The sequence below is a fragment of the Cellulomonas jepli genome (assembly GCF_047229345.1).
Taxonomy (GTDB): Bacteria; Actinomycetota; Actinomycetes; order Actinomycetales; family Cellulomonadaceae; genus Cellulomonas_A.
Map to the genome: position 1 here is coordinate 1 of NZ_JBFTER010000129.1, position 12585 is coordinate 12585.

Consider the following 12585-nt stretch of genomic DNA (forward strand, 5'->3'; position numbering starts at 1 on the left):
GTGCGCGTGACGTGGTGGCCGTCCTCGGCGCCCGCGCGGGCCCGCGGGGCCTCGGCCTCCATCTGCGCCTGGCGGCGGGCGCCGGGCTGCGGCTCCCTCTTGTAGGCGGGGAGGCGGGGCCGCGGGTGCGCGCCGCCGGTCGACGGCTCCCGGGGCACGCCGCGACGGTCCGCCCGGGTCACGAGGGTCCCGTTGCTCGTCCGCAGGTCACGGACGAGGAGGTGCCCGCTGCGTGCGGTCAGGCGGAGGTGCTCGCGCGAGAGCGCCGGGTCCTCGACGCGCAGGTGCGCGCTGCCCGCCGGGCCCGCGCCGCGTCCGACGACCAGCCCCGGTGCGACCCCGGCGAGCGCGCCGCAGTCGGGTCCCGCGACCACGGCGACGTGGAACCGGGCGTGCAGCGCGGCCTCGTCCCGTGGGGTGGGTCCGCGGCTGAGCCGGAGCTCGGCGCCGGCGAGGAACGGGTACCGCCCGCACGGGTGCGCGTCGTCGACCGCGACCGAGCCCGCCGCCAGCCGCGCCCCGGGCGCCGACCACCGCGGGTCGCCCGTGAGGCGGCTGAGCGCGGTGCGGACGTCCTGCGCGCGGGTCCCGGGCGGCACGTCGATCTCGGTGGCCGGCGCGGAGCCGGTGGGCTGCAGGAGGAGTCGCACGGCGCCCACGGTGGTGCACGGCGGCCGGCGCGACCGGCGGGCGCGTGGCCGCCGGGGGAGTCCCCCGTGTCCACAGGCCCACCGGTCGGGTGAGGCTCAGTCCACGCCGAGCGCCGCGACCGGCGACGTGCGGGCGGCCGCGCGTCCGGGCAGGACCGACGCGAGCATGCCCGCGGCCAGCGCGACGACGAGGACCAGCACGAGGTGCCACCACGTCACGGCCAGCACCACGTCCCCCATCGCGCCGAGCAGCGTCGCGGAGCCGGCCCAGCCGTACACCGCGCCCAGGGCGACGCCCAGCGCAGCGCCCACTCCGGCGATGAGCGCACCCTCGATCGCGAGCATCCACCGCAGCCGGCGGCGCGAGAGCCCGATCGCGCGCAGCGTCGCCGACTCGCGGCGCCGCTCGAGCACCGACAGCGACAGCGTGTTCGCGACGCCGACGAGCGCGATGAGCACCGCGACCCCGAGCAGGCCCACGACGATCGCGAGGAGCGTGTCGATGAGTCTCTGGTTGCCCGCCCGCTCGAGGGCCGAGCCGTTGACCTCGACGGACTCGTCGGCGAGCGCGTCCGACAGCGCCGGCACGACGTCCCCGGCGGCCTTGACGTCGTCGAGCCGGACCCAGACGCGGGTCACCGGGGCCTCGGGGGACAGCCCGTCGAGCACGTCCGGCGTCACGTAGGCGGTCTCGCCCCCCATGTCGACCACCCCGGCGCGCAGGCCGAGCTCCCGGCCGCCGGGTGGCAGCGCCCCGTCCGCCCCGGACGTGCGCCCGACGACGTCCACGACGTCGCCCTCGTCGATGCCGAGCCGCTCGGCGAAGTCGGCGCCCAGCACGACGGTCCCCGGCTCCAGCCGGCTCGCGAGCACCTCCCCGTCGCGCATCAGCGACCGGGCGACGGCCGGAGTGACGGCGTACACGTCCGTCGGGATCCCCTCGGTGCCCCCTGCCGGCTCGATCGTGCCGAGCGTCGAGGCCAGGGTCGCCGTGTCGGCGACGCCGTCGGCCGCCGCGAGGGTCGAGACCGCGGCGGACGCGATCGCCGGCCGCTCGCCCGTGCCGTCGTCGAACGCGGTGACCTGCACGTCGACCGGGTACCGCTCGTCGAGCTCCCGGTCGAGCGTCACGCGCGCGCTCGCGGCGCCGGTGCTCATGAGCGCGACGAGGGTCACGCCGATGAGCAGCGCGGTGCTCGTCGCGGCCGTGCGGCGGGGGTTGCGCAGCGTGTTCGCGGTCGCGAGGCGCGCGGTCGGGCCGTTCCCCGCGAACGTGCGCCCGACGAGGCCCACGACGCGCGGCACCCAGTACACGGCGCCGAGCAGGATCCCGACGAACGACGTGGCGCCCCCGAGGACCCCGAGCGCGAGACCGACCATCGGGTTGAGGAGGGCGCCGAGGACCACGCCGCCCGCGAGGGCGACGAAGCCGCCGGCAGTCAGCAGCAGGCTCACCACGAGGCGGGCCCGCCCTCCGCGCCCGCCGACCTCGGCGAGCTCGGCGGGGCGCAGCGCCGCGACGGGAGCGACGCGGGTCGCCGCACGTGCGGGCAGCAGCGCCGCGAGCACCGTGACGGTCGTGCCCACCGCGAGCGGCACGAGGACGACCCACGGCGTGATCGTCACCGTCCCGGGCAGCGGCACGTCGAGGTCGACGCGCTGCAGGACGAGCAGCGCCACCTGCGCGAGCACGGTGCCGGTCAGGAGCCCGGCGAACGAGGCGACGCTGCCCAGGATCGCGGCCTCGGTGAGCACCGACCGGCGGACCTGGCCGCGCACCGCCCCGACGCACCGCAGGAGCGCGAGCGTGCGGGTGCGCTGGGCCACGAGGACCTGGAAGGTGTTCGCGATGACGAGGGCGGCGACGACGAGCGCGATCGACGCGAACCCCAGGACGAGCCCGGTGAAGACGTCGGTGCCCTGCGTGACCCGCCCGAGCGCCCGGATCGCGGCCTCGTCGGGCGTGAGGACGGTGACGTCGTCGACGGCGTCCCCGACCAGCGTCGTGATGCGGGCCGCGCTCGTGCCGGGGGTCAGGGCGAGCAGCGCACCGGTCGGCTGGAGCTCGTCGAGCGACGCGGCACCCGCGACGGCCTGGACGTCCTCGAGGGGGAGCACCGCGGCGCCGCCCATCGCGAGGTACGCGCCGCGCGGGTCGTCGAGGAGCCCGGTGACCTCGAGCGGGTAGTCCTCCGACTCGTAGGAGCCCTCGGCGGAGGTCTCGCTCGGGTCCGGCTCCCGCTCCGAGGCCGGGGAGGGGGTCGCGGTCGCTGCGGGTGACTCCGTGGCGTCCGCCGGGACCCACCGCACCCGGCTCGTCACGACCTCGTCGCCGGGGCGCACGCCGATCCGCTCGGCCGTGGCGGCGGGCAGCGCGATCTCGCCCGGCTGCTCGGGGAGCCGGCCGTCGACCAGCTCGAGCGGGTCGAGGCGCGGGTCGGACGCGCGGGGCAGGGCGAGCAGCGAGGCACGCTTGCCGCCGCCCGCCCGGACCTCCAGCCAGCCGTGCACGTCGGGCTGGACGGCGTCGACGCCCGGGAGCGCGCGCAGCGCCGCGAGGTCGTCGCTCGTCACGACGCCGTCGACCAGGAGGTCGGCGTCCGCGAGCGTGGCCGCGACGGAGTCGTAGCTCGTGCGCGTCATGACACCGCCGGCGAGGAGCGTCGCCGCGACGAACGCCGTGCCGATGGCGATCGCGATGCCGCCCGAGGCGAGGCGCCCGAGGCTGCGCCGCATCTGGGCCAGGGTGAGACGCAGCATCAGGCGCGCACCGCCGGGATGCTGCCGGTCGCCGGCACCGGCTCGCCCGCGGGGACCTCGAGCCGGCGCAGCGCGTCGAGGCCCGCGAGGACCGCGTCGGGTGTCGGGTCGACGATGTCGCCGGCGATCCGCCCGTCGGCGAGGAGCACGACGCGGTCGGCGTACGCGGCGGCGGTCGGGTCGTGCGTGACCATGATGACCGTGCGGCCCAGCTCGCGCACCGAGCGCCGCAGGAAGCTGAGCACCTCGGCGCCGGAGCGCGAGTCGAGGTTGCCGGTCGGCTCGTCGGCGAACACGACCTCGGGCCGGGCGATGAGCGCACGGGCGATCGCGACGCGCTGCTGCTGACCGCCCGAGAGCTCGGCCGGGCGGTGCGCGAGGCGGTCGCGCAGGCCGAGCGTCCCCACGAGCGTGTCGAGCCACTCCGCGTCGACCGCCGCTCCCGCGAGGTCGAGCGGCAGCGTGATGTTCTGCGCCGCGGTGAACATCGGCAGCAGGTTGAAGGACTGGAAGACGAACCCGACCCGGTCGCGCCGCAGCCGCGTGAGGGCGTCGTCGTCGAGCGTCGTGACGTCGGTGTCGCCGAGGTGCACCGTGCCCGAGGTCGCCGAGTCCAGGCCCGCGAGGAGGTGCATGAGCGTCGACTTGCCCGAGCCCGAGGGGCCCATGATCGCGGTGAACTCCCCGGCCGCGAAGTCCACGTCGACGCCGGCGAGCGCGTGCACCGCGGAGGCCCCGCTGCCGTACACCTTGGTGAGGCCGCGCGCGCGGGAGGCGACGTGCGGCTCGGGGCCGGCAGGGCGGTAGACGGTCGTGTCCACGGGTGCTCCAGGGGGTCATCGGGGTGGTGGTCCCGACGCTACGGAGCACGGTGCGCGGTGCGCGTCGGGCCGTGGGCTGGTCCGGCGGTCATCCCGTGGGGGGACGGCTCACGCCCCGGGTCGCACGAGGCCCGTCTCGTAGGCGACGACGACGGCCTGGACGCGGTCGCGCGCCCCGAGCTTGGCGAGGATGCGCCCGACGTGCGTCTTGACGGTGGCCTCCGCGACGAACAGGTCCTGGCCGATCTCGGTGTTGGACCGACCCCGGGCCATGTGCACGAGCACCTCGCGCTCGCGGTCCGTGAGCTCGGCGACGGCGGCGTGCGCCGGGCCTGCCTCGCCGGCGTGCTGCTCCGCGGGGAGCACGGTGACGAGGTGCTCGATGAGCCGGCGCGTGCTCGACGGCGCGATGACCGCGTCGCCCGCGTGCACCGTGCGGATCGCGTCGAGCATCTCCTCGGGCGGGGCGTCCTTGAGCAGGAAGCCGCTCGCGCCGGCGCGGATCGCGGCGAGGACGTACTCGTCGAGGTCGAAGGTCGTGAGCACGATGATGCGCGGGGCGGGCTCCCCGGGGGTCGCGGCGGCGGTGATCGCCGCGGTCGCCGCGAGCCCGTCCATCGTGGGCATGCGCACGTCCATCAGCACGACGTCGACCTGGCCGACGACGCTCCGGGACGCCGCGTCGGGGGCGAGCGCCCGGACGATCTGCGCCCCGTCGCCCGCCTCGAGGACGACCTCCAGGTCGGGCTGGGAGTCGATCACCATGCGGAACCCGGCACGCACGAGCTGCTGGTCGTCGACGAGGGCGACGCGGACGGGGCCGCTCACAGCGGCTTCCGGGTGGTCATGTCGGGGGCTCCCTGAGGTGCTGTCGATGGTGGTCCTGCTGCGGTCGGACGTGCGGGTGGGGTCGCGGGTGCGGGCGGGGCTGCGGGCTCCGGTGCCGCCGGCCCCGGGCCGGTCGTGGGTGCGGCCGGCACGCCGGGTGACGAGGCACGGTCGCCCCCCACGGGCGGCAGGGGGAGCTGCGCGCGGACCCGGAACCCGCCGCCGGGACGCGGACCGGCCGTGACGGAGCCACCGAACATCGCCGCACGCTCGCGCATCCCGAGCAGGCCCTGGCCGAGCCCGTCGGACTCGGCGGCGGCGCCGCGCCCGTCGTCGCCCACCTCGAGCACGAGCGACGCGTCGAGCCACTGCACGACGACGGTCACGGTCGGGTCGGGCCCGGCGTGCTTGAGGATGTTGGTCAGCGCCTCCTGGCAGATCCGGTAGGCCGTGAGGCCGGCGCCGGGCGGCAGGCGGCGGGCCGTGCCCATGCGCACGAGGGAGACGCGCAGCCCGCTCGCCCGCACCTGCTCGACGAGGGCCTCGAGGTCCTGCTCGGCGGGCTGCGGCGTGTAGGGGGCTCCGCCGCCCGGGCCGCCGGGTCCGGTCGAGATGCCGCTCACCGCGTGCGCCGCGCCGCCGGGCTGGGCGGGCTCGTCCGTGCGCAGCACGCCGAGCAGCCGGCGCATGTCGCCGAGCGCCGCACGCCCGGTCTCGGCGATCGTGCCGAGCGAGCGCGCCGCGGCGGCGGGGTCGGCCCCGGCGGCGTACCGGCCGCCGTCGGCCTGGGCGATGATCACGCTCAGGGAGTGCGCGACGATGTCGTGCATCTCGCGGGCGATGCGGGACCGCTCCGCCGCCGTCGCGATCTGGTGCTGCTGGTCGCGCTCGATCTCGAGCCGGCGCGCACGGTCGACGAGGGCGTCCATCGCCTCGCGGCGCGAGCGGCGCACGAGGCCGAACGCCCAGACGGCGAGCGCGATCGCGGTGCCGAACGCGAACGCGAACGCGCCCGCGAACGGGTCGTACGACCACGCGAGCGTGAGGCCGAGCACGAGCGACCCGACGATCGCGCCGACGACCGCGACGCGGTGCGCCCAGCGCGGCCCGTGGACCGTGACGGAGTACAGGGCGAGCAGCACCGCGACGTCGGCCGGCAGCAGCGGGCCGTAGCCGCCGGTGAGGTGGATGAGCGCGATCGTGTAGACGGTCACGACCGAGGCGACCGGCTGGGCGCGGCGCCACGCGAGGGGCGCGATCAGGGCGAGGGCGATCAGGGGCACGCCGGCGCTCTGGTACCCCGCCTCGTACACGGTCCCCACCAGCGCGGTGATCGGGACGGCGACGAGCGCGAGGAGCGCGGTGCCCGCGGCGTCGACGGCGAGCCGATGGGTGTCCTCCCACCGGATCGCTCGCTCCCACCAGCCCACCGGACGAGCGTAGGCACCGGGCACCGCGCCGTCGTGCACCCGGGGGTGGACGGCCCGTCGCCGCGCCGTCCGTCCGCGGGGGGACCGGACCGCCTGCCGGGAGGGGACCGGCAGGCGGCCGTCGTGCTCACCACGACGGCCGAGGGCCGCCGTCTCGTAGGCAACCAGGCCGCGCCCCGCCGGTCAAGAGGTAACTTAGGCCGCCTAAGTAAGTCGTCCGCGGAAGTCCTCCGGACATCGCACGGTCGTGACCTAGCATGGGCCAATGACTCACGTGCTGCTGGCGGAGGACGACCCTGCGATTGCCGAGCCTTTGGCCCGCGCGCTCGGGCGTGAGGGTTATGACGTCCACGTGCAAGGCACGGGTCAAGGCGCCATCGACGGCGCGGCAGCGGCCGACCTCGTGGTGCTCGACCTAGGGCTGCCCGACATGGACGGCCTCGACGTCGCGCGCGCGATCCGCAACCTCGGCCTGACCACGCCGGTCCTCGTCCTGACGGCACGCGCGGACGAGGTCGACCTCGTCGTCGGGCTCGATGCGGGCGCCGACGACTACGTGACAAAGCCCTTCCGGCTCGCCGAGCTCCTCGCGCGCGTCCGGGCGCTCCTGCGGCGCACCGTCGGCGACCCGGCGGACGAGGACGAGCTGCACGCGCAGAACGTGCGCGTCGACGTCGCCGCCCACCGCGCCTTCCAGGGGGAGCGCGAGCTGCACCTGACCGCGAAGGAGTTCGACCTGCTGCGGGTGCTCGTCGCCGCCGCGGGCACCGTCGTCGCCCGCGAGACGCTCATGCGCGAGGTCTGGGGCTCCGACCCCTCGGGGTCGACGAAGACGCTCGACATGCACGTGTCGTGGCTGCGCCGCAAGCTCGGCGACGACGCCAACTCCCCGCGCTACATCACGACCGTGCGCGGCATGGGCTTCCGGTTCGAGACCGGCGAGGCAGATCGGGGCTAGGCGTGCGCCGTCGCGTCCTCCAGGCGACCATCGCCGCGGTCACGGTCGCGGTCGTCCTCCTCGGCTTCCCGCTCGCGTTCCTCGGTGCCCAGCTCGTCGGCGAGACCCAGCTCCAGGCGATCCAGAAGCGCGCCGACGAGCTCGCCGACAAGGTGGACTTCCGCATCGAGGAGGGCATCCCGTTCAGCGAGCGGATGCTCGAGCGCCACGTGGGCGGCGACGGCGAGCTCCCCGCGTTCGTGCTCGTCACGGCGCCCGACGGCAGCCGCTATCAGGCCGGGGAGTTCATCGAGGGCCGCACGCTGTCCAAGCACGTCCTGAGCGACACCGGGGTGCAGGTCTCGATCTACGTCTCGTGGTGGGACGTGTTCTGGCAGACGATGCGCGTCATCGGGCTCGTCGTCGCCGCGGCCGTCGTGGCGTTCGCCGCGGGCATCGCGATGGCCATCTGGCAGGCCAACCGGCTCGCCGCCCCGCTCGTCTACCTCGCCGCGTCCGCGGAGCAGCTCGGCTCCGGCCAGGTGCGGCCCGAGCTCGAGCCCTCGGGCGTCGAGGAGATCGACCTCGTCGCCGCCGAGCTCGCCCGCAGCGCCGACCGCATGGCCGGCCGGCTCGCCGCCGAGCGCCAGTTCGCCGCCGACGCCTCGCACCAGCTGCGCACGCCCCTGACCGCGCTGTCGATGCGCCTCGAGGAGATCACGCTCGCGACCGAGGAGGAGGCCGTCCGCGAGGAGGCCCGGATCTCCCTCGAGCAGGTCGAGCGGCTCGTGACCGTCGTCGACGACCTGCTCACCCGCTCGCGGCGGGCGCAGGGCGGCACGACCGAGGCTGTGCGGCTGCTCGACGTCGTGCACCAGCAGGAGGAGGAGTGGGCGCCCGCGTTCACCGCGGCGAAGCGTCGGCTCGTGGTCGAGGTCGGGGCCGGCGTCCAGGTCCTCGCGACCCCCGGCGCGCTCGCGCAGGTCGTGGCGACGCTCATCGAGAACTCGCTCAAGCACGGGGACGGGACCACGACGGTGCGCTCCCGCAGCGGCGGGCCGTCCGGCGCGGTCGTGGTCGAGGTGGCCGACGAGGGCGAGGGCGTGCCCGACGAGCTCGCGCCTCGGATCTTCGAGCGCGAGGTGACCTCGGGCAAGGGGACGGGCCTCGGGCTCGCGCTCGCGCGGGACCTCGCCTCGGCCGACGGGGGACGCCTGGAGCTCGCGCAGCGGAGGCCCGCGGTGTTCGCGCTGTTCCTCTCGGGGGTGCCGGCCCAGCTCGCGCCCGACGTGGTCATGCCGCGCGGCTCGGTCATCTCGCCGCGGACCGACCGCCGCTGGCGGTAGCGCGGCCCGGCAGCCGTCGGGGCCGGCGGTGGTGCGGACCGGCCGCCGGCGGCGGTCGTGCGCCCACCACCACCGCCGGCGGTGGTGCCTGCGTGCGCGTGACGTGCGGAGGGTCAGGCCCGGTCGAGCGAGGGGACCGGCGCGCTCGCGTCGTGCGACGCGGTGCCCGTGACCGGCCGGCTGCCGTCGAGCAGTCCGTCGGTCACCGTCACGTCCTCGAGGACGACGGGCGGGGCGACGGTCGGCACGACGTCGCCCGAAGCGGACGTGAAGACGAGCGTCTTGTAGCCGACGTACCGCACGATCGTGCCCAGCCCGATGCCGATGATGTTCGCGACGTTGTCCGCGAGCGGGGTCGTGAAGCCCAGCACGTAGTGCGAGAGCGCGAGCGTCCCGATGCCGAGGACGACGCCGACCGCGTTGACGACCGCGTAGGCCGCGAACTCGCGCCCGCGCCGGGCCGTGCGGTGCTCGGCGAACGTCCAGTGCCGGTTGCCGAGCCACGAGACGACCGTCGCGGCGGCGATGGAGATCACGCGCGCGGTGATCGGCTTCTCGATGAGCAGCTCGCCCGGCCCGAACCGCAGCAGGTTGAACAGGCCGAGGTCGACGACGAACGCCACCCCGCCGACCGACAGGAAGCGTGCGAGCTCGAGCACGCGGACCCGCAGGGCGAGCAGCCGCGCGGGTCCTGCCGCTGGCGTAGACGTCACCGGTGGATCGTACCCCTGGGCCTCCGGGCGGCGGCGAGGCCGAGATCGGGTGAAAACGGACGTCCGGTCCGAGCCCGCCGCGCCGGCGCACGGCCCTCCGTGCCCCGCCCGGGCAGGTTCGGCGGGGCGTGAGCGGCGGTCCCGGACGGTGCGGGCCCGGGCCGCGGGGCTCGACTAGGCTCGTCGCCCGTGACAGCACCCGTCGTGGCCGTGGTCGGTGGAGGCCAGCTCGCCCGCATGATGACGCCCGCCGCGACGGCGCTCGGCGTGCACCTGCGCGTGCTCGTGGAGGAGCCGACGTCGTCGGCCGCGCAGGTGGTGGTCGACGCACCGGTCGGTGCCGCGCGCGACGAGCGCGCCGTCGAGGCGCTCGTCACCGGCCGGACCGGCACCGCAGCACCCGCGCACGCCGCCCGCGCCGCGGTCCTCACGTTCGAGCACGAGCACGTCCCCTCGGCGCTCCTCGAGCGGCTCGTGGCGGGGGGCCTGCCCGTGCACCCGGCGCCGGGTGCGCTCGTGCACGCGCAGGACAAGCACGTGATGCGCCGGCGCCTGACCGAGCTGGGCGTGCCGTGCCCGCGCTGGGCCGCGGTGGCCGACGCCACGGAGCTCGAGGCGTTCCTCGGCTCGACGGGCGGCGAGGCGGTCGTCAAGACGGTGCGCGGCGGCTACGACGGCAAGGGCGTGCGCGTCGTCCGGTCGGCGCACGAGGTCGACGACTGGTTCGACGCCGCCGTCCGGGGCGAGGGCGCCGAGCTCCTCGCGGAGGAGAAGGTGCCGTTCACCCGCGAGCTCGCGGTGCTCGTGGCCCGCACGCCCTCGGGCGAGGTCCGGACGTGGCCCGTCGTGGAGTCCGTGCAGGTCGACGGCGTGTGCTCGGAGGTCGTCGCGCCCGCGCCGGACCTCGACCCCCGCACCGGGGAGGAGGCACGGCGCATCGCGGTGACGGTCGCCGAGGGGCTCGCCGTCACGGGCGTGCTCGCCGTCGAGCTGTTCGAGGTCCCGGGGGAGAAGCCCGGCGCCGCGCCGCGCGTGCTCGTCAACGAGCTCGCGATGCGCCCGCACAACTCGGGGCACTGGACGATCGACGGCTCCGTGACGAGCCAGTTCGAGCAGCACCTGCGCGCGGTCCTCGACCTGCCGCTCGGCGGGACCGCGCCCCGCGCGCCGTGGACCGTCATGGTCAACGTGCTCGGCAGCGCCCGCGACGAGCTCACCGACGGACTCGCGGTGGTCGCGCGGACCGACCCGCACGCGAAGGTCCACCTGTACGGCAAGGCGGTGCGCCCCGGGCGCAAGCTCGGCCACGTCAACGTCTCGGGCGACGACCTCGAGAACGTCCGCCGGCGCGCCCGCGCGGCGGCGGCCCTGCTGCGCGGCGAGGACCCCGCCTGACCGGTGCCGCGGGCGCCGGCCGGCGCCCGGAGCCCCGCAGGAGCGGGCCGCGACCACGCACCTGACCGCACGACCACCTCGCGAACGGGAGACGGACATGGCAGCACAGCCCCTGGTCGGCATCGTGATGGGCTCGGACTCCGACTGGCCGGTGATGCAGGCCGCGGCCGACGCCCTCGGCGAGTTCGGCGTCCCCGTCGAGGTCGACGTCGTCTCGGCGCACCGCCAGCCCGAGAAGATGGTCGAGTACGGGCGCTCGGCGGCCGGCCGCGGGCTGCGGGTGGTCGTCGCGGGCGCCGGGGGTGCGGCGCACCTGCCCGGCATGCTCGCGGCGGTCACGACGCTGCCGGTCATCGGCGTCCCCGTTCCCCTGGCGTACCTCGACGGGCTCGACTCGCTGCTCTCGATCGTCCAGATGCCCGCCGGCGTGCCCGTCGCGACCGTGTCCGTCGGCGGCGCGCGGAACGCCGGTTTGCTCGCGGTGCGCATCCTCGCGTCGGGGGTCGACGACGAGGCGCGGCGGCTCGCCGCGGCGATGGCCGAGTTCCAGGTGGGGCTGCGCGCGCAGGCCGACGCCAAGGGGGAGCGGCTCCGGGGGGCCTACGCGGACGGCGGGCGGCCCCGCACGGGCTTCACGGCCTGACGCCGTCGGGAGAGCCCCGGCTCAGGGGGCCGGCATCCCGCCGACCGCGCCGGGCGGCAGCGAGCCGTCGCGGATCGCGGCGAAGAAGCCGGGTGCGAGGTCGGGGTCCAGCTGGACCGACGACCCCACGCCGCCGGGCCGGTAGTCGATGTTCGAGATCGGCGGGGTCCCCGTGATGCCGTCGGGCCCGTTCGCGGACCGGAACGTCAGCGCCATGCGGCCCAGGTCGACGATGCCGGTCTCGTCGCTGACCGTGAGCGCCGCGGTGCCCGAGCGCAGGAGCGCGACCTGCTTGCCCGGCTGCAGGAGCAGGCCCGGGTCCTGCACGCGGCTCGAGATCGACCCGATGAGCTGCTGCTGACGCTCGGCGCGGCCGATGTCCGCGTCCGGGTCCGACTTGCGCATCCGGGCGAACGCGAGCGCCTCCGTGCCGCCGACGTCGCGGCAGCCGGGCGTCCACACCATCCCGCTGTCCTTGTCGTCGACCGTGAGGTCGGAGCACAGGTTCACGCCTCCGACGGCGTCGACGATCTGCTCGAACCCGGCGAAGCCGACCTCGACGTAGTGGTCGACCGTCATGCCGGTGAGGCCCTCGACCGTCTGCACGAGCAGCGGTGCGCCGCCCGCCGAGTACGCCGCGTTGAGCTTCCCGGGCCCCTGGCCGGGGATCTCGACGTAGGTGTCGCGCGGCAGGCTCAGGAGCGCCGCCGGACCCGAGGCGGGCTGGTGCAGCAGCATCATGGTGTCGGACCGCTGGCCCGTCGTCTCGGCGTCCTCGATCGCGCCGTCCGCGCGGGAGTCGGACCCCGCCAGCAGGTACGTGGTGCCGTCGGTCCCGGGCGCCCCCGAGAGCGCCGCGACGTGCGCGAGCTTCCCGTCCGCCCAGACCAGCAGCCCGATCGGCCAGGCGAGCGCGAGCACGAGCACGAGCACGAGACCGGCGGCGACGAGCCGCCGCCGCGAGATGCGGGGGGCGGAGGCGCGGAGGTCGGGCGCCGTGGGCGCAGGACGCGTCGGCGCCGGCCGGGCGCCACCGCCGGCGGGCTGCGCGGACGGCCGTGC

The 12585-nt window shown here is 76.2% G+C and carries 11 protein-coding genes; 4 read left to right on the forward strand and 7 right to left on the reverse strand.

All coding sequences use genetic code 11. The annotated features are described in order from the left end of the window. The 5 genes from AB6N24_RS20845 to AB6N24_RS20865 form a co-directional block, all read right to left on the reverse strand. Positions 1-650: FHA domain-containing protein (locus tag AB6N24_RS20845; protein ID WP_412871282.1), on the reverse strand; the 650-nt coding region annotated here is incomplete at its 3' end. A 96-nt stretch (positions 651-746) separates the two neighbouring features. Beyond that, on the reverse strand, positions 747-3410 hold the full coding sequence (locus AB6N24_RS20850) for an ABC transporter permease (RefSeq protein ID WP_412871283.1): 2664 nt from the start codon (positions 3408-3410) through the stop codon (positions 747-749). Continuing rightward, positions 3410-4231, reverse strand: a complete 822-nt coding sequence (locus AB6N24_RS20855; protein ID WP_412871284.1) for an ABC transporter ATP-binding protein — start codon at positions 4229-4231, stop codon at positions 3410-3412. Before AB6N24_RS20855 ends, AB6N24_RS20850 begins: the two co-directional genes overlap by 1 nt. Before the next feature lie 108 nt (positions 4232-4339). Then, complete coding sequence (locus tag AB6N24_RS20860; RefSeq protein ID WP_412871285.1) at positions 4340-5059, reverse strand: response regulator; 720 nt, start codon at positions 5057-5059, stop codon at positions 4340-4342. Beyond that, positions 5056-6489 carry a sensor histidine kinase gene (locus tag AB6N24_RS20865; RefSeq protein ID WP_412871286.1) on the reverse strand — a complete coding sequence of 478 codons (1434 nt, stop codon included), beginning with the start codon at positions 6487-6489 and terminating at the stop codon, positions 5056-5058. The genes AB6N24_RS20860 and AB6N24_RS20865 overlap by 4 nt, the downstream gene beginning before the upstream one ends. Positions 6490-6754: 265 nt before the next feature. On the opposite strand from AB6N24_RS20865, the gene AB6N24_RS20870 reads away from it, so the two are divergent. Next, a complete protein-coding gene (locus tag AB6N24_RS20870) occupies positions 6755-7447 on the forward strand; it encodes a response regulator transcription factor (protein ID WP_034634217.1) in 693 nt (230 codons plus the stop codon). Positions 7448-7449: 2 nt separating this feature from the next. Then, positions 7450-8772 (forward strand): ATP-binding protein, encoded by a 1323-nt coding sequence (locus tag AB6N24_RS20875; protein WP_412871287.1) that lies wholly within the window; start codon positions 7450-7452, stop codon positions 8770-8772. Positions 8773-8885: 113 nt separating this feature from the next. On the opposite strand, the gene AB6N24_RS20880 is transcribed toward AB6N24_RS20875, so the two are convergent. After that, positions 8886-9485, reverse strand: coding sequence for a GtrA family protein (locus tag AB6N24_RS20880; protein ID WP_412871288.1), 600 nt, complete (start codon positions 9483-9485; stop codon positions 8886-8888). A gap of 189 nt (positions 9486-9674) precedes the next feature. Here AB6N24_RS20880 and AB6N24_RS20885 point away from each other — a divergent pair, with 189 nt between their 5' ends. After that, positions 9675-10880: a 5-(carboxyamino)imidazole ribonucleotide synthase gene (locus tag AB6N24_RS20885; RefSeq protein ID WP_412871289.1), complete on the forward strand. Its 1206-nt coding sequence runs from the start codon at positions 9675-9677 to the stop codon at positions 10878-10880. 97 nt (positions 10881-10977) lie between these two features. Further along, a complete protein-coding gene (gene purE, locus AB6N24_RS20890) occupies positions 10978-11523 on the forward strand; it encodes a 5-(carboxyamino)imidazole ribonucleotide mutase (RefSeq protein ID WP_412871290.1) in 546 nt (181 codons plus the stop codon). A gap of 21 nt (positions 11524-11544) precedes the next feature. On the opposite strand, the gene AB6N24_RS20895 is transcribed toward purE, so the two are convergent. After that, positions 11545-12585, reverse strand: a 1041-nt coding sequence (locus AB6N24_RS20895; protein ID WP_412871291.1) for an LCP family protein, incomplete at its 5' end; no start/stop codon positions are given.

Bases quoted from the DNA above. Each gene is read 5' to 3' on its own strand.
- AB6N24_RS20850 (WP_412871283.1), bottom strand. From the start codon at position 3,410: ATGCTGCGTCTCACCCTGGCCCAGATGCGGCGCAGCCTCGGGCGCCTC.
- AB6N24_RS20870 (WP_034634217.1), top strand. From the start codon at position 6,755: ATGACTCACGTGCTGCTGGCGGAGGACGACCCTGCGATTGCCGAGCCT.
- purE (WP_412871290.1), top strand. From the start codon at position 10,978: ATGGCAGCACAGCCCCTGGTCGGCATCGTGATGGGCTCGGACTCCGAC.